Origin of the sequence: Mycobacterium sp. (assembly GCF_049608025.1) — a bacterium.
GTDB lineage: Bacteria > Actinomycetota > Actinomycetes > Mycobacteriales > Mycobacteriaceae > Mycobacterium.
The window spans coordinates 25,266-41,649 of record NZ_JBMYXC010000021.1; the positions used below are offsets into that span (position 1 = coordinate 25,266).

The 16,384-nt window shown below is 63.4% G+C and carries 13 protein-coding genes; 6 read left to right on the plus strand and 7 right to left on the minus strand.

The window, feature by feature from the left end; genetic code table 11:
* Positions 1 to 2 precede the first annotated feature (2 nt).
* The 4 genes from ACPGXI_RS09465 (at position 3) to ACPGXI_RS09480 (ending at position 3,268) form a co-directional block, all read left to right on the plus strand.
* Positions 3 to 770 carry a succinate dehydrogenase/fumarate reductase iron-sulfur subunit gene (locus ACPGXI_RS09465; protein ID WP_526652138.1) on the plus strand — a complete coding sequence of 256 codons (768 nt, stop codon included), beginning with the start codon at positions 3 to 5 and terminating at the stop codon, positions 768 to 770.
* Positions 771 to 775: 5 nt separating this feature from the next.
* Positions 776 to 1,189, plus strand: coding sequence for a hypothetical protein (locus tag ACPGXI_RS09470; RefSeq protein ID WP_526652140.1), 414 nt, complete (start codon positions 776 to 778; stop codon positions 1,187 to 1,189).
* A gap of 89 nt (positions 1,190 to 1,278) precedes the next feature.
* Positions 1,279 to 3,045 (plus strand): acyl-CoA dehydrogenase family protein, encoded by a 1,767-nt coding sequence (locus ACPGXI_RS09475; protein WP_526652142.1) that lies wholly within the window; start codon positions 1,279 to 1,281, stop codon positions 3,043 to 3,045.
* Positions 3,046 to 3,106: 61 nt separating this feature from the next.
* The gene (locus ACPGXI_RS09480) at positions 3,107 to 3,268 is read left to right on the plus strand and encodes a hypothetical protein (RefSeq protein ID WP_526652144.1); all 162 of its coding nucleotides are present in this window, start codon (positions 3,107 to 3,109) and stop codon (positions 3,266 to 3,268) included.
* Between the two features lie 22 nt (positions 3,269 to 3,290).
* Here ACPGXI_RS09480 and ACPGXI_RS09485 read toward each other — a convergent pair whose 3' ends face one another.
* Entirely contained in the window at positions 3,291 to 3,779 is a 489-nt protein-coding gene (locus ACPGXI_RS09485) for a flavin reductase family protein (RefSeq protein ID WP_526652167.1), read from the minus strand.
* A gap of 148 nt (positions 3,780 to 3,927) precedes the next feature.
* Here ACPGXI_RS09485 and ACPGXI_RS09490 point away from each other — a divergent pair, with 148 nt between their 5' ends.
* Entirely contained in the window at positions 3,928 to 4,593 is a 666-nt protein-coding gene (locus ACPGXI_RS09490; RefSeq protein WP_526652145.1) for a GAP family protein, read from the plus strand.
* 36 nt (positions 4,594 to 4,629) lie between these two features.
* On the opposite strand, the gene ACPGXI_RS09495 is transcribed toward ACPGXI_RS09490, so the two are convergent.
* The gene (locus ACPGXI_RS09495) at positions 4,630 to 5,601 is read right to left on the minus strand and encodes a diguanylate cyclase domain-containing protein (RefSeq protein ID WP_526652147.1); all 972 of its coding nucleotides are present in this window, start codon (positions 5,599 to 5,601) and stop codon (positions 4,630 to 4,632) included.
* 141 nt (positions 5,602 to 5,742) lie between these two features.
* Here ACPGXI_RS09495 and ACPGXI_RS09500 point away from each other — a divergent pair, with 141 nt between their 5' ends.
* Complete coding sequence (locus ACPGXI_RS09500; RefSeq protein ID WP_526652149.1) at positions 5,743 to 7,311, plus strand: EAL domain-containing protein; 1,569 nt, start codon at positions 5,743 to 5,745, stop codon at positions 7,309 to 7,311.
* A 21-nt stretch (positions 7,312 to 7,332) separates the two neighbouring features.
* On the opposite strand, the gene pe (ACPGXI_RS09505) is transcribed toward ACPGXI_RS09500, so the two are convergent.
* The 5 genes from pe (ACPGXI_RS09505) to ACPGXI_RS09525 all read right to left on the minus strand — a co-directional run bounded on the left by pe (ACPGXI_RS09505) (position 7,333) and on the right by ACPGXI_RS09525 (position 16,293).
* Positions 7,333 to 8,469 (minus strand): acyltransferase PE, encoded by a 1,137-nt coding sequence (pe, locus tag ACPGXI_RS09505; RefSeq protein ID WP_526652151.1) that lies wholly within the window; start codon positions 8,467 to 8,469, stop codon positions 7,333 to 7,335.
* Positions 8,470 to 8,596: 127 nt separating this feature from the next.
* Positions 8,597 to 9,730 carry an acyltransferase PE gene (pe, locus tag ACPGXI_RS09510; protein WP_526652153.1) on the minus strand — a complete coding sequence of 378 codons (1,134 nt, stop codon included), beginning with the start codon at positions 9,728 to 9,730 and terminating at the stop codon, positions 8,597 to 8,599.
* Positions 9,731 to 9,822: 92 nt separating this feature from the next.
* Positions 9,823 to 11,583 (minus strand): fatty-acid--AMP ligase, encoded by a 1,761-nt coding sequence (locus ACPGXI_RS09515; protein WP_526652155.1) that lies wholly within the window; start codon positions 11,581 to 11,583, stop codon positions 9,823 to 9,825.
* A 153-nt stretch (positions 11,584 to 11,736) separates the two neighbouring features.
* On the minus strand, positions 11,737 to 14,793 hold the full coding sequence (locus tag ACPGXI_RS09520; RefSeq protein ID WP_526652157.1) for an MMPL/RND family transporter: 3,057 nt from the start codon (positions 14,791 to 14,793) through the stop codon (positions 11,737 to 11,739).
* A 78-nt stretch (positions 14,794 to 14,871) separates the two neighbouring features.
* Entirely contained in the window at positions 14,872 to 16,293 is a 1,422-nt protein-coding gene (locus ACPGXI_RS09525; protein WP_526652159.1) for a condensation domain-containing protein, read from the minus strand.
* Positions 16,294 to 16,384 lie beyond the last annotated feature (91 nt).

Consider the following 16,384-nt stretch of genomic DNA (forward strand, 5'->3'; position numbering starts at 1 on the left):
ACATGGCAGGGTCCACCGGTTCATATCAAGCGAGCCTGCGGGTCTGGCGCGGCGACGACTCCGGCGGCGGCCTGCAGGACTTCACCGTCGAGGTCAACGACGGCGAAGTGGTGCTCGACATCATTCACCGGCTGCAGGCAACCCAGACTCCGGATCTGGCGGTGCGCTGGAACTGCAAGGCGGGCAAGTGCGGATCCTGCTCGGCAGAGATCAACGGCAAGCCCCGGCTGATGTGCATGACGCGCATGTCGACATTCGACGAGGACGAGACCGTCACGGTGACGCCGCTGCGAACGTTCCCCGTGATGCGTGACCTGGTCACCGACGTTTCTTTCAACTACGAGAAGGCTCGGGAGATTCCGTCGTTCACGCCACCGAAGGATCTCCAGCCTGGCGAGTACCGCATGCAGCAGGAAGACGTCAACCGGTCCCAGGAGTTCCGCAAGTGCATCGAGTGCTTCCTCTGCCAGGACGTCTGCCATGTGGTGCGTGACCACGAGGACAACAAGAAAGCCTACGCAGGCCCGCGCTTCCTGATGCGTCAGACCGAACTGGACATGCACCCGCTGGACACCATGGAGCGACGGCCCGAACAGGCGCAGGAGGACAACGGCCTGGGCCTGTGCAACATCACCAAGTGCTGTACCGAGGTGTGCCCTGAGCACATCAAGATCACCGACAACGCGTTGATCCCGATGAAGGAACGCGCCGCCGACCGAAAGTACGACCCGGTCGTGTGGCTGGGCAACAAGCTATTCCGAAGGGGTTAGCGACCATGGGCGAAGAGCAAGAGATGTCCGTGGAGGCGGTGCGCGGTGTCGTGGGTTCTGTCGCGACGGTCGACAGCGCCGGGGTCGCCGGGTCGATCGCCACCGCCGGTAGCGCCGGGGTCGCCGGGTCGATCGCCACCGCCGGCAGCGCCGGGGTAGCCGGGTCAATCGGCACCGCCGGCAGCGCCGGCGTCACCGGATCCATCGCCACCGCCGCAGGCGCCGCCATCGCTGGCAGCGTCCTCACGATTCTGTGCGTGCTCTGCCGGGAATGCGCGGCCTGCCTGGGGTGCATCGGCTCCACGAAGTGCCAGGCGTGTGTGGGCTGCATTGCATGCTCGGACTGTATTGGCTGCGTGGGCTGCGTGAACTGCTCAGGTCTGCGCAACGCCGTAGGCATGCGCAACGTGCATGCCTGAGACCGGCGTCAGACGATGGGCTACCGCGACGCTCGCGCACAGCGTGCCCAGTTGGTCTACCCGCTAGATTCGACCCCAGACCCGTATCGATGAAAGGCCATATCGTGCCAACCACGCCGACCTCAAACGGCCTGTTGCTCAACCCGAACCGATTCGACCCTGAGCGGCTTGACCCGGAATCTCGACGTCAGCTGCGCGCCCTGATCGAGTGGTTCGAGGAGCGTGGCAAGGAAAGGCTGCTTCGCGACGACCTGGAAGCGACCTGGGTGACCGACTTCCTGGACTTCGTCAAGCAGGAGCGACTGTTCGCCACTTTCCTCACCCCGTCGGAATTCGCCGACGGCGACGCCGACAAGCGCTGGGACACCTCGCGCAACGCCGTGCTGAGCGAGATTCTGGGTTTCTATGGCCTCGCGTACTGGTACGCAGAACAGGTCACCATCCTTGGTCTCGGCCCGATCTGGCAGAGCGACAACATCAAGGCCAAGGAGCGGGCGGCGGCCCAGCTCGAGGCGGGCGGCGTCATGGCGTTCGCCCTGTCCGAGCGTGACCACGGGGCCGATATCTACAACACCGACATGCTGCTGACTCCGGCGGCCGAGGACGACGACGACGGCGTCGTGTTTCGTGCTTCCGGCGAGAAGTACTACATCGGAAACGGCAACGTGGCGGGCATGGTGTCGGTGTTTTGCCGCCGCACCGATGTCGAAGGCGCCGACGGCTATATCTGGTTCGTCGCCGACAGCGGCCACCCGAACTACGAGCTGCTCGGCAACGTGGTGCACGGCCAGATGTTCGTGAGCAATTTTGCGCTCAACGACTACCCGGTGCACGAGGAGGACATCCTCTGTACCGGCCCTGACGCGTTCTCTGCGGCCCTCAACACCGTCAACGTCGGCAAATTCAACCTGTGCAGCGGCTCGATCGGCATGTGTGAACACGCGTTCTACGAAGCCATCACACATGCCAACAATCGCATCCTGTACGGAAATCCGGTCACCGATTTTCCGCACGTGCGCGCCAGCTTCGTCGATGCCTACGCCAGGTTGATCGCGATGAAGACGTTCAGTGACCGCGCGATCGACTACTTCCGCAGTGCAAGTCTCGAGGACCGCCGCTACCTGCTCTTCAACCCGGTGACCAAGTCCAAGGTCACCTCCGAAGGCGAGAAGGTGGTCACCCTGTTGTGGGACGTGCTGGCCGCCAAGGGTTTCGAGAAGAACACCTATTTCTGCGAGGTTGCCCGCCTCATCGGAGCGCTGCCGCGGCTCGAGGGCACCGTGCACGTCAACGTCGCGCAGATTCTGAAGTTCATGCCGAACTACATGTTCAATCCGGCCGAATACCCGGAGATCGGCACCCGAAACGACCCGGCCGACGATGTCTTCTTCTGGTCCCAGGGCCCGGCCCGCGGCGCGTCCAAGGTGCAGTTCGCGGACTGGGCTCCGATATACGAGAAGAACTCCGACATTGCCAACGTCGCCCGCTTCTACGAACAGGTGCAGGCGCTGAAGGAGCTGCTGACCACCGCGGCCCCCGACGCCGATCAGCAGAAAGACCTCGACTTCGTTCTGGTCATCGGGCATCTCTTCACGCTGGTGGTGTACGGCCAGTTGATGCTCGAGCAGGCAGAGCTGATCGGCCTCGATCGCGACCTGGTGGACCAGATTTTCGACATCCAGATTCGGGACTTCTCCGCCTACGCCATCGCGCTGCACGGCAAGCCGAGCTCCACACCCGCACAGCAGGCGTGGGCGCTGTCCGCGGTGCGAAAGCCGGTTGCCGACGCAGCACGCTTCGATCGGGTCTGGGAGCAGGTGAAGGGCTACGACGGCGCATACGCGATGCGCCCCTGAGTGACCTTGCCCCGGAGTAGGCTCTCGGGAAGCAGCCAATCACCGGAGAAAGGCAGCCCCCATGTCGCTTCGAGAGCCACAAAGCCTCAACGACCTTCGCACAGCGATCCGCGAACTCAGCACCCGCGCCGCGCTGGCCCGCACCGAGGGCCGCAGCGCCGATGCCGCTGAGCTGGACCAGCGCATCAGCAGTTACCGCGTGGAGCTCGGCAATCGGCCATAGAGTCCGATGACCCGGGCCGGCCTCAGGCGCCGAGCCTGCGGTAGGTGCTTCGGTGGAAAACGATCGGCGGCACGTCCAGATGCACGGCCATGTCGCTGACCCGCAGAATCACGATGGTGTGGTCCCCCGCCGGGATCAACTGTTCGATGGCGCTTTCCAGCCACACGCTGGTCCCGTGGACGAACACCGCGCCGCGTTCACTCGATGCAGTCTCCAGCCCGGCGAAGCGGTCGCCCGTCTTGGCGGCCAGGGTGCGTGCTGCTTCATCATGTGACTCCCCGAGCACGCTGATACCGAGGTAAGGGACGTTCCTGAGTCGGGGCCAGGTGGTCGACGAGTTCTGCACGCAGAAAGACACCAACGGCGGGTCAAGGGAAACCGGGACGAACGTACTGGCCGCCAGTCCGATGCGGATGCCGTCGATCTCCGCTGCTATCGCGATGACGCCTGCGGGGAAATGCCCGAACGCCTCCCGCAGGGCGGACGGGCTGAGTTGGGTACCTGAATTGATCCCTGAACCGCTCATCAACTCCATCATCACACGTATCCCTGCGCGTCGGCCACGTCCGGCAGCCCCGGCAGCCCGAACACCAGCCGACCTCGGACGTCCCGAACGGCCGAGCCGCCGACGCCGGCCTAACGCCTATGCTCGACCCGTTATGTGGATCACTCTCCTCCTCATGGCCCTTGCGGCCAGCCTGGAGCCATTGCGGATCGGCATGACAGTCGTGATGATCAACCGGCCCAGGCCGGGCCCGCAACTACTCGCTTTCCTCGCCGGCGGCTTCTTGATGGGCACCGCGGTGGGCGTGATCGTGTTGTTCGTCCTGCGACCCGCCCTGGGGTCGGCCAACGTCACCCTGCCCAGGGTGCAGATCGTGGTCGGCGCGATAGTGCTGACCAATGCCATCTTGGTGGCCACGGGTGTGTGGGGCAGTCGACGCGGCGACCGGCCCCCGGGTCGACTGTGGGGACCGCTCGCCGCGCGCGCCCGTCAGCTGCTCGATGGCCGTTCGTTGTGGACGGCGGGTGTCGCGGGCGTCGGCGTGGCGCTGCCGTCCGTCGACTACGTCGCGGCACTGGCCCTCATCGTCGCTACCGGCGCCGCGGCCGCCACCCAGTTCAGCGCCCTCATGCTGTTCAACGTTGTGGCGTTCGCCCTGGTAGAGATCCCGTTAATCTGCTATCTGGTGGCCCCCGATGCCACCCGCGGGATGCTGGGGGCACTGTATGAACGGCTGCGCTCGCAGGGTCGACGGGGGGCGTCCATCCTGCTGGCCGGCGTGGGCTGCGTGTTGCTCGGGGTAGGTTTCGCCGGACTGTAGCGGCCGCTACCTATCGCGTTCGTCTGGGTTTGAAGTTCATCGGCGTTCGGTGACGGGAACCCGCGACTTCTTGGCTGCGTACATCGCCGCGTCGGCGCTGCTGACCAAGGTCTCCACGGTGTCCGTGGACTCAAATGTCGCTATCCCGATGGAACTTTCAATCTCATATTCCGGCAGTGCAGGAAGCGCCACCGGGATCATCAACGCAGCGTGGCATCGTTCGGCAACCTGACGCGCCTGAGTTGCTGACGGAGCCCCGTCGAGTACCACCAGAAACTCGTCACCGCCCAGACGGCCTACCTGGTCCGCGTCTCGCACGGTATCGACAAGCCGGTCAGCGGCAATACGAAGAATCGCGTCGCCCGCCGAATGTCCATGCCTGTCGTTCAACGCTTTGAACTCAGCCAGATCAATGAATAGCACCGCGAGGTCGCGGCCGCGGCGCGCGCGCTCCACCGCCCCGGCGAGGCATTCAAGGATGCCCTTTCGATTGAGAAGCCCGGTCAGGCTGTCGCGAATGATCGCGACTTCCAGTTCGGCGTTCCGGGCGGCCAGGGCTTGCTTCGCCTCCATCAACTCCGTGATGTTCTGGTGTGCGCCGAGCAGCCGAGTCGGACGACCCAACTCGTCCCGTATCGCCAAACCGCGACAGCGCACCCACACCGTCGAACCGTCTCGGTGCCGGTATCGCACGACCTGATCGTAGGGATGGTCCGGATTCTCCACATGCTTGGCGAAGTTATCCAGGACCGCCGGAAGATCTTCAGGGAATATGTGGTCCTGCCACCAATCCGAGGTATGGGGAACCTCATCATCGCGATAGCCGAACAACTCCTTGAACCGGGGGCTGAGCCACTCATGCTCCTGATCATCGAGGTCCCAATACCAGATTCCGTCGAGGGATCCAGCCTGAAGGAACTCGAAGATCTCATCGCCCTCTCGGACCCTCTGGTACAGCTCTCGGCGTAGGTAATGCTCGCCCTCGCCCGGCGGAAGGCTTTGGTCCACATGACCAACCTATTCCACCGACTGGCAGCCTGTACCCGCGATGTCAGTGCCGTCGGCGTCGTCACATTCCACACGATCGTTCGGTCGTTTTTTTGCCCTTTCTGGACGAAGATGGGGGGTTCTACGCTTGGAGGTGGCGAGGTGGCGGTTCATGTCAACGGCGCCACCTCACCGAATCTGCGTGAGTCGGTCATCATCATCGATGCCGCAGGCCTGATCCTCAGATTTGATGGGGGCGCGGAACACACCTTCGGCTACCCCGCCGACGAGGTGGTCGGCAGGAACGTTCGATTACTCATGCCGGAGCCCTACCAGGCCGAGCATGACCAGTACCTGGCCGACTACCGCAGCACGGGTGAAGCCCACATCATCGGGACAGGCCGTGAGGTCATGGCGACCCGAAAGAATGGGTCCCGCTTTCCCGCGCAGTTGTCGGTGACCGAGATCGAGGTCGATGGCACACGGGCGTTCGTCGGGATATTGCGAGACATCACCGCTCAGGTTGCCGCGAACGCCGAGAGTCACGCTCGGGAGATAGCGCTCGAAGCGGTGTCCAAGACGGTGTCGGAACTGAGCCGCCAGCGAGAGGAGGCCGAGGAACGAGAATTCCTCAATCAGCAGCGATTTGAGGCGGTCGTGGCGAACACGCCGTCGGCAATTTCGGTGCGCGATCTCCAGCACCGCTACACCATGGTCAACGAGGCCTTCTGTCAGTTGTTCGGAAAAGCAGCGGTTGAGGACGTCATCGGAAAGACCGAGGACGAGATCCTGCCACCTGCTGCGCTGGAATGCTCGCGACGTGCTGCGGTGCGCATTCTGACCGGTAAACATCTGATTGAGGAAGAGTCGATCACCCGTGGCGAAGAAACCATCTCGGTCATGACCCAGCGGTTTTCCCTGCACAACTCCGCCGGGGAAACCACGGAGTTGGTCACGATACGAACCGACATCACCCACCGCAAGAGAATCGAGCACGAAACCAGTGAACGCGCCCTGTGGGAAGAACGCGTCTGGGCAGCCATCGGTAACGGCACGCTGCTGGTCTATTCACAACCCATCGTGGACATCGCCACCCGGAAAAAGGTTGCCGAGGAACTCCTCATTCGTCTGGGATCCATTGGCAGCGAGGCGATCCTGGAGCCGAATGAGTTCCTTCCCCAGTGCGAAAAGTATGGACTGATGCCGGTGATCGACCGGTACATGGTCGGGTGCGCCATCGACTTGGCACGCACCGGCAGGGCGGTTTCGGTCAACATCACCGGGCAGACGATCGGGGACCCCGCGGCAATGACTGAGATCCTGGCGGCGCTCACCGCCGCAGGTCCGGACGCAACGGACAAAATCCATTTCGAGATCACAGAAACAATCGCGATCGCTGCACCAAAGACAGCCAAGGTTTTTTCCCAAGGCATGCGGGAACTGGGGTGCCGGGTCTCCCTGGATGACTTCGGGACCGGGTACGGCGCATTCACCGAGCTACGAAATCTCCACCTCGACATATTGAAAATCGATCAGAGCTTTGTCCAGCACATGCTTGAGGATGCTGCCGACGAGCGTGCCGTGAAGACCATCATCGTCGTCGCCAAAGCGTACGGCTTGACCACTATCGCCGAAGGGGTTGAGTCAGAGGCTGTGCTGGAAAAGCTCGCCGAGTTGGGAGCAGACCGCGCGCAGGGGTATCTGTTCAGCAAGCCGCAACCGATCGTCTGACCGACCGGGCCGGCCGCCAGGTCAGGGCAGCAGTTGCTGGCCCAACATGTCAAGACCGGACAGGATTTGGGAGACCGGATCGGCGGCAAGGCCGAAGTCCGCGGCGGTGGTGGGCGCCGTCACTTCAGCGGGGTCATAGCCGTTGACCGGATCCACCGTGATCGGCGCGGTGGCCGGGTCGTCGTTTCGCGAGTAACCCGCATCTACATAGGGTTTCAGCACCGCGTCAAGCTCTATCAGCGTCTCTTTGGGCACCCCGAGGTACTTGAGGGGCAGGACCAAGGGGAGGTGCTCCTCAGGAATGAAATACGTGGTCGTCTTCGCGCCCCGGGAATTGACCGTCGTCCTGATGTTCTGGGGCGGCACATTGCTCGGTTCGGTGAAGGCGACCGCGGTGTGACCGGTGAACAGGCCCACGATCGCGTTGGCGACGGACATCACGTTGTCCGGCCGGTCAGGCCAGTCGGCGATGCTGTCGTAGGGGGAGATGAACTGGTAGGTGTCGTATTGACTCTCGACCGGCGGTGGCATGCGGTAATCGAGGGAGGGAACGACGCTGCCGACGGGGAAATTCTGGGTCAGGAAACTCTCGCCGAACGGGTGCCGTGCCAACGGATCGCCGTAGGTGGCAAAGCTCAATTGATCCGGCGGTGGAGCGGCCGGGTCATAGGCGAGCTCAGCCTTCGCGCTGTTGAGCACCATCGCGCCCTCAGACAGGCCCATCGCGGTGCCGGGGCCACCCTCGCGGATCGCACCGATGACGTTGGGCGTACCCACGGCGACCGACTCACCGACGCTGGGACCATTGAGGCCCAGGCCCGGGTAGAAAGCATCCAGCTGACCGATGCCTGGAAACAGCCGTTCCAGCGTGCGTCCCTGAACCTGTCCGGCGGGGTAGTCGACGGTCTGTTGGTCCAGCCCCGGGAACCACTTCGTGCCCGTCTGCTCGACGTATTCGTCATACGCGACGCCCAGCACGCGAGCACCACCAAGGACGTAGGACTTGCCAGGGGTCCCCAGCGAAGACTGGCCCTCGGCCCCGGTTTCGGGGCTCCACGGTACGACCGGCGTCTCGTCGGCAGCCGCGATCCCCAGTCCGAAACAGCCTGCAGCGCCGATGGTGGTCAGCGCAGTGCCGACGGCGAGAAGTCGCGTCATACTTTTTCCACACCCTCTGCCTGCGCCATTGCGCCTATGTTGACCAGACCTTACTGCACCGGACCGGACTGGCGCCGATCACAGCGCCACGCACTGTAGCGGCCTGTCCCGGGTGCGCTGACCAGGGCTAAAAGCCCAACCCGGCCTGCAGGAAGGAGAAAACCTGTGATATCGGATCTGCTTCGCCACCGAAGGCCGCCTGGGTAATCGGCGCCGTGACGTCGGCAGGATCATAGCCATTCACCGGATCCACCGTGATCGGGGCGGTCAGCGGGTCGTCGTTTCGTGAGTAGCCCGCATCGACGTAGGGTTGCAGCACCGCATCGAGCTCCCGCAGGGTGTCTTGCGGCACCCCGAGATACTTCAGGGGCAGGACCAGCGGGAGGTGCTCCGCGGGAACCATGTACGTCGTCGTCTTGGCACCCCGGGAGTTGACAGTCGTCCGGACATTCTGGGGCGGCACCATGCTCGGATCGGTGAACGCGACCGCGCTGTGAACAGTCGGCAGGCCCACGATGGCATTGGCGACGGATATCCAATTGTCCGGCCTGTCGGGCCAATCAGCGGCAAGGTCGTAAGCGGAGACGAAGTTGTAGGTGTCGTACTGGCTCTCCACCGGTGGCGGTATGCGGTAGTCCAGCGACGGAACGACACTGCCAACCGGGTACATCTGGGTCAGGAAACCCTCACCGAATCCGTGCCGTCCCACCGGTGGGCCGTACATCGCGAAGCTCAATTGATCTGGCGGCGGACCGGCCGGGTCATAGGCAAGATCTCGCTGCACTTCGTCGAGCACCATCGCACCTTCGGACAGGCCGTGCACCGTGCCCGGGCCACCCGCACGGATCGCACGGATGGTGTCGGGCGCCCCGACGTCGACCGACTCACCGATGCTGGGGCCGTCGAGACCCAGGCCCGGGAACGAGTCATCCAATTGACCGATGCCCGGGAACAGTCGCTCCAGGGTGTGACCCTGGACCTGCCCGGCGGGATAATCGACGATCTGGCGGTCCGACTCCTGGAACCATTTCGCGCCGGTAGCCATGATGAATGCCTCGTACGGGACGTTCGAAACCCGGGCACCGCCCAGCGCGTAGGACTGGCCGGGAGTGCCCAACTGCGACTCGGCATCGGACGATAGCGGGACGGGGGGCCCGAACGGCGTTGCGTCGGTCTCGTCGGCCGCCGCGATGCCGGAGCCGAAACATCCTGCAGCGCCGATGGTCGTCAGTGCGGTGCCCACCGCGAGGAGTCTTTTCATGCCTTTCTCACACACATTCCCTCTGCTCGACTGTGCGTCTCGTTCACCTATGACTCTACTCCGCCGCGCAGCCACCACCGGGGACAGCGAGCTCAGGCGTCCAGCCGAACGAATTGGTCGTCCCGGTAGTTCTCGACGCAGGCCGAGCGCCGGACCTTGCCGCTCGTCGTGATGGGAATCGACCCGGGTGACACCAGGACCAGATCCTCGGCATTCACGCCGTGCACATTGGATATCGCCGAGGTGACATCAGACTTGATCTCGCTGAGCCAGTCCATCGCGTCCCCGCCGCTGTCAGCTCGCTTCTTGAGCTCGATGACGGTGACGAGCTTTTCGGTGCCGTTCACCGGAACCGATACCGCCGCGACCCGGCCGCGGGTGATCTGTTGGACCGTCGCCTCGATGTCCTCTGGATAGTGGTTACGCCCGCGGATGATCAGCAGATCCTTGATCCGGCCCACGATGAACAACTCACCCTCGGAGATGAAGCCGAGGTCGCCGGTTCGCAGCCACGGCCCGTCAGGTGTGCCCGGAGACGGGTCGACCAGTGTCGCGCCGAAGCATTGCTGCTCCTGCGGCGATTTGCGCCAGTAGCCGCTGGCGACGTTCTCGCCATGCACCCAGATTTCTCCGACGACGTCCGACGGACATTCCCGGGTGGTGTCGACGTCAACAATCCGCAACACGGGCGAGCTCGGCACCCGGTATGCCACCAGAGCTGTTCCGGCTCCAGCCGCACACCGCCGAACACGGCCCGCGCCCAGCTCTGCGACATCAAAGCGAGCTGGTGGCGCTGCTTCCTGCCAGGTGCCGGCCGCCACGAAGACCGTCGCCTCTGCCAAGCCATATGAAGGCCGCATCATCCGGTCCTGGAAATTGAAATGCGCGAACCGATCGACAAAACGTCGCAGGGTTGCCGGTTCGACCCGCTCGGCACCGCTGATGATGCCGAGCACCTCACCCAGATCGAGCCCGGCAAGATCGTTGTCGGTGGTTTTCCGGGCGGCCATATCAAAAGCGAAATTGGGCGCCGACGACCACGCGTGCGGATTCTCGGCCAGTGCCCGCATCCACCGGGCCGGTCTTTCCAGGAAAGCCACCGGACTGGTCAACTCGGCGCGGAAGCCGCCCAGGATCGGCGCGCAGACGCCCAGTACCAACCCCATGTCGTGGTAAAAGGGCAGCCAGGACACCATCGTGGTGTCCGCGGGCACTGTGATGCCGGATTCCACGAAATAGCTGCGCATCAATTGCTCGAAGTTCACCTGCAGGTTGCGATGCGACAGCATCACTCCGGTCGGCGTCCGGGTCGATCCGGAGCTGTACTGCAAGTAGGCGACTTCAGGCAGATCAGCCGTCTCGATGCTTGGTCCGTCGGCGATTCCCTCATCGGCGGAAAGGTTCAGCGAATCGATTTCGACGATCTTGGGGGCCATGTCCATGCGCGCTTGGTCAACGTGGTCGCCGACATCCACCGCGACAGCGGAGGTGGTGAGGACGACCGCAGGCGACGTATCGACAAAGACCGCACCAAGCCGCCCGTCGCTCGAGCCCCGGTGCGGCATCGGCAGCGGAACCGCGATCATCCCGGCCTGCATGGATCCCAGGAAACCAAGAATGTAGTCGAGGCCCTGCGGGGCCAGTATCACTGCCCGGTCACCGACCGATCCCTGACTGCGCAGCTCGCGTGCCACATTCATCGTTCGGCGCGATAGCTGCGACCAGGTGAGACTCTCAGCGACACCCGCCGGATCGTCGGCGTAGTCGGTGAAGTTGTATGCCACGTCGTCTGGACGCAGGCTGGCACGGCCATGCAGCATCGAGAGGATGGAAGACTGGGGCGAAGGCGTCACATCACGTCCGTAGTAAGTCTGCTCCGTAGCCAATTTGAGCGGAGCTTCTTCATCTCTATTTGAGCGCAGCTTGCGAAATCTCTACCGCTGAATGCTCCGTTATCTTTTCGTATCTTCACACAGATCACCTGCGCGCGCGAATTCCATCCCCGGCTAAACGACTTCGGCCGGCGCCCGGGACTCCGGCGACGCAGGCCCCCCGCCGCCCACCCTCGACCCGCGGCCAACCCGTGACGGCCACCAGTTCGCCTGACCGACCAGCGCAGCGATCGCGGGCACGGTGATGGTGCGGACCACGAAGGTGTCCAGCAGGATGCCCACGCCGATCACGAAGCCGCCCTGGATCACGATGCCGATGCTGGAGAACAGGAGACCGGCCATCGAGGCGGCGAAGATCAAACCCGCTGCGGTGATCACACCGCCCGTCGATCCCAGGGCACGAATGACGCCGTAGCGGATGCTGTGGGGAGACTCGTCGCGCATTCGGGACACGAACAGCATGTTGTAATCGGCGCCCACCCCTACCAGGACCACGAAGGCCAACGGGGGCACGCTCCAATGCAATTGCTGGCCGAGGATGACCTGGAACGTCAGTACGCCGATGCCGATTGCCGCGAAATAGGAAAGCACCACCGAAGCGACGAGATAGACCGGCGCGACGATCGACCGCAGCAGCATGGTCAAAATCAACAGGACGACGATCAGGGTCGCGATGATGATGAACCGGATGTCGTGCTCGTAGTAGTCGCGGGTGTCCCGTAGCGAGGCCGGGAAACCGCCCATCGAGATCGAGGCCTCGGCGAGTGTGGTGTTGGGCTGGGCGCCGCGGGCGATGTCGCTGATCACATCGACCTGATCCATCGCCTCGGGACTGAACGGGTTGAGGTCGGTTTGCACGAGGTAGCGCACCGAATGGCCGTCCGGTGAGATGTACGCCTCGGCGGCCTGCTGGAACTCCACTGCGTTCAGCACTTCGGCCGGAATGTTGAATCCTGCCATCGTCGAGCTTGCGGCGTCGCGTCGCATCGTCAACAGGAACACCGCTGCCTCGTCGAGTCCGTCGGCAATCACTTGGACCTGTTCGACCAATTCGTCGACGCCGTCGGCTACCTGCCGGCTTCCGTCGGCGGCGCGGTCGGCTTCATTCTGTAGCTCGTTCAGACCCGCCCGCGCACCGCCGGGCGTGTCCAGCCCCATGGCAGACGCCATGTTCTGCAACTTGGCGAGTGCGGCGTTGAGCTTGTTCACCATCGCGGTGAGGCTCTGCCGGTCGTCGACCCCCTGTAGTTGTCCGGCCAGTTCATTGATCTCATCCACACGCCCGTCCTGCTGGGCGACGACCAGCTTTTCGAACTGGAGCCGGGTGTCGACGCAGGAGGGATTTGAATCGCACACCCGGTTGCCCTCCAGCGCCGTCAGCACGGGGCCTATCCAGGCGAACATGTCCCGCGCGGTGCGAAAATTGATGCCCATGGAAACGCCGAGCTTGTTGACGCTGTCGACGAGCTTGGCCGTGGTGGCGACGTCCCGCACGAGTTTCTCGCCGCCGTATTCTGCTCTAACCGCCGAGAATGTGTCGATCAGGCTCCTGAGGGTCGGCGCGATTTCGTTGACCTGTGCGCGCACGTCGCCCAGTCCGTCAGCCAGTTCGTTGGCGCCCGCTGACAGTTCGTTCAAGTCGTCGTCGCGGTCCCCGATCTGAACGGAACCATCGGCAAGCTTGGCGCCCACGATGCCCGCCTGGAATGTGGCCCGGAACTCCGGCGGCACCTCGCCCAGAGGCCTGGTGATGCCGCTGATCAGGGAGATGTCCGGCAGCTGGGCAATGCGCGAAGCCATCTGTTCCAAGTCCGCGAGGGCCTGCGGTGAGCGCAGGTCCCGCGACGATTGGACCAGGATGTATTGGGGGATGGACTGGCTGATGGGAAAATGGCGTTCCAGCGCGGCGTATCCGACCGAACTCGGCGCCGAGGCCGCAACCGCCTTGCGATCGTCGTAGTTGTACTGAGCAAAACCTGCGTAGGCGCCCAGGAGGACCAACACGAGCACGCTGGCCACCAGATGTGGCACCGGTCGGCGCACGATGCGGATGCCCGACCGTCTCCAGAACCTGGCAGTCAGTTCGCGCCGCGGCTTGACCCAGCCGCGCGGCCCGACCAGCACCATGATTGCCGGCAGCAGAGTCACCCCGGCCAGGTATGCGACGCCGATGCCGATCGCGCAGGTCACTCCGATCGTCTGGAACACTCCCATCTTGGCGAAGCTCATCACCACAAAGGTGAGGCCCACGGTGGCCGCAGATGCGGTGATGACCTTCCCGATCGAGATCATCGCCGCCCGGACCGCCTGATCGAATTCAGCGCCTGTCCGCAGATAGTCGTGATATCGGCTGATGAAGAAGACGGCGTAATCCGTTCCGGCTCCGGCGAGGATCGCACTCAGGAAGACGATGGACTGGTTCGAGACGCCCGAATCGGTCAGGTGGGAATAGCCGGCCACCAACCCCTGCGCGATGAGCACCGACGATCCGATCGTCACCAGCGGCAGCAGCATGGTCACGACGTTGCGGTACACCACCAACAGCACCATCAGGACAAGTACGGCGATGGCGATCTCGATGGGCAGGCGATCCTGCTGGCCTGCGACGGTCAGGTCCGCGACGGTGGCCGCCGGACCGGTCAGGTAGACAATGAGCCCGTCATCACCGGGGCCGCCGGAGGTGGGCGCGCCGTACGTTGGAACAGTATGTTTGACCAGGTCGGCGACTCGGTTGAAGGACTCATAGGCTCTCGGCGTGCCCAACTCACCTTCAAGGCTGACCGGCAACACCCAGGTCGTCTTGTCCTCACTGGTCAGGAACTGCCGCAACTGCGGAGTGCTGACGAAATCCTGAACCGATACGACGTTGATGACATCGTCACGCAGCGCGTCCACGAGCTCGCGATAGGCAGACTCGTCGGCCCGCGTGAGTCCACTTTCATTGATCAAGGCAACGACCAGGAGGTTGTCCGACCCGGTTTCTTCGAATGCCTCGGCCATCCTGGTGGCGGTGACCATCGAGGGCGCATCGCTGGGCAAGATGACGAGCGGGTTCCTCTCGGCCATCTCGCCCAGCGATGGGAACGACAGGGGCAGGGCGACCGCCATCGCGATCCACACCCCGATCACCACCAGGGGCCACCGAACCACCAGATCGGCTAGCCGTCGCATATCGCCCTCAGCCCTGCCCGCAAGTTCTGCAGTAGCGGCGCCGCCCCGGAATGTTCATCGCCTGCGGTGTGCTCCACGCTACGCGACGCGTCCCCAACGTCCGAGGTCAGCAACCGGCGCGCACACCGACTTCATCGCCTGCATATAACGCCAGACGGACTTCTTGGCGATCGGATTGTCGGGATGCATGATCGCCATCACCGTGCCCTCGCCATATCGGAATATGTAGATGGTCAGCTGATAAGAAAACCGCCCGTCGGGGTAGATACCGATGTTGTTCGCCAGGCCCATTTCGCTGGCGGCCAGGATGGCGTTGAGCGGAGCCGCGCCGCCGTGTAGGAAGTTGGTCACCGGGAAATTCGGTTTCGGCCATTTCAACCACGGCGCGATCTCCAACACGCGGTAGTACGGCACCTTGGCCATATTCAGCCCTGAATCGAAAGAAGCCTGCGCCGCCCCCGCGGCTTCTCCGAACGAGGCCGCGCCAATCGGGACGGTGATCGGTATCAGCCCGGTGAACCAGCCCTGCGTCATGAAGTTGTCCTTACCGCTGCGTGAATCCCGCGGGGTGAGGCCGTAGTAGGTCAGCGCACCGGTCAATTCATGCTCGACCTGGGCTAGGCCTGCGAACAATCCGCCGACGAAGCGCGCGCCCGCCGCCGAGCAGGCCGATTCGAAGCGCTCGGTCTGTGCCGGGTCCAACAGGACTTCAGAGCTCATGGTGCTCCGGGCGGACTCCGCCGAATTACCCAGCGGAAGGGGGAACTCAGGCAGGCCGCCGTTGTTTTCTTCGGCAAAGTCGATCCACGCCTGCACACCCGGCGAATCCACCGTCAACGTATGCGCGTGCTCGCGTTCCCGGACACAGAAATCGTCGAAGCTACCGGGATCGGGCAGGACAAGGGCATCACCGCCTCCGCTCAGCGCCGAATACATGCCGTTGGCTTCCATCATCGTGGTACCGATCAACGTCGCGTCGCCGTGGACGTGATCCATTGCCGCGAAGAACACGAAGTGGCCTTCGTTCTGAATTATCCCGAAGGTGAAGCAGCCCCACTCCAACGGACTCGGTATGGCCACGACGTGATCGTGTATTTCGTCGACCGACATGTGGCCGTGGTTGATCGGGGCGAATTCGATATCCGCAGGATCTGCGATGGCACGGCGGATGAACTCGCCGTCATCGTTTTGTTCGAACCAACTGCGGAATGTGTCGTGCCGACGCAGGTAGGTGTTGACGGCGTGATCCATAGCCGCGATGTCGCACTGCCCGGGCACCTCGCAACTAGCGATGATCTGCCGGGAGAAGTTCAGGCCCTCGGCTGCGCGGTCGCTGTAGTTACGAAGGTGCTGGCCCTGCATGTAGCTGATGGGAACCGAACTGACCGGCGCTCGTCCAGCCTTTTCCTGAGCCGCAGCCGTGGGATGCCAGGACGTGACCTGACCTGGATTCAGCGACCATTCTTCAAGCGCGCCAACCGTAATTTTCCCGATGCGCAATGCTTGGTCCTTCCCAATCCTGCCCGAGCTGCCGGACCCGTTCCGGCATCATCCACCGGCGGGCAATAACATACCTTCGAATCGGCGGTCG

What these genes read in the sequence shown, in the direction of transcription:
- ACPGXI_RS09465 (WP_526652138.1), top strand. Translation starts at nt 3, where the DNA reads ATGGCAGGGTCCACCGGTTCATATCAAGCGAGCCTGCGGGTCTGGCGC.
- ACPGXI_RS09470 (WP_526652140.1), top strand. Translation starts at nt 776, where the DNA reads ATGGGCGAAGAGCAAGAGATGTCCGTGGAGGCGGTGCGCGGTGTCGTG.
- ACPGXI_RS09475 (WP_526652142.1), top strand. Translation starts at nt 1,279, where the DNA reads ATGAAAGGCCATATCGTGCCAACCACGCCGACCTCAAACGGCCTGTTG.
- ACPGXI_RS09480 (WP_526652144.1), top strand. Translation starts at nt 3,107, where the DNA reads ATGTCGCTTCGAGAGCCACAAAGCCTCAACGACCTTCGCACAGCGATC.
- ACPGXI_RS09490 (WP_526652145.1), top strand. Translation starts at nt 3,928, where the DNA reads ATGTGGATCACTCTCCTCCTCATGGCCCTTGCGGCCAGCCTGGAGCCA.
- pe (WP_526652151.1), bottom strand. Translation starts at nt 8,469, where the DNA reads ATGACGCGACTTCTCGCCGTCGGCACTGCGCTGACCACCATCGGCGCT.
- pe (WP_526652153.1), bottom strand. Translation starts at nt 9,730, where the DNA reads ATGAAAAGACTCCTCGCGGTGGGCACCGCACTGACGACCATCGGCGCT.
- ACPGXI_RS09520 (WP_526652157.1), bottom strand. Translation starts at nt 14,793, where the DNA reads ATGCGACGGCTAGCCGATCTGGTGGTTCGGTGGCCCCTGGTGGTGATC.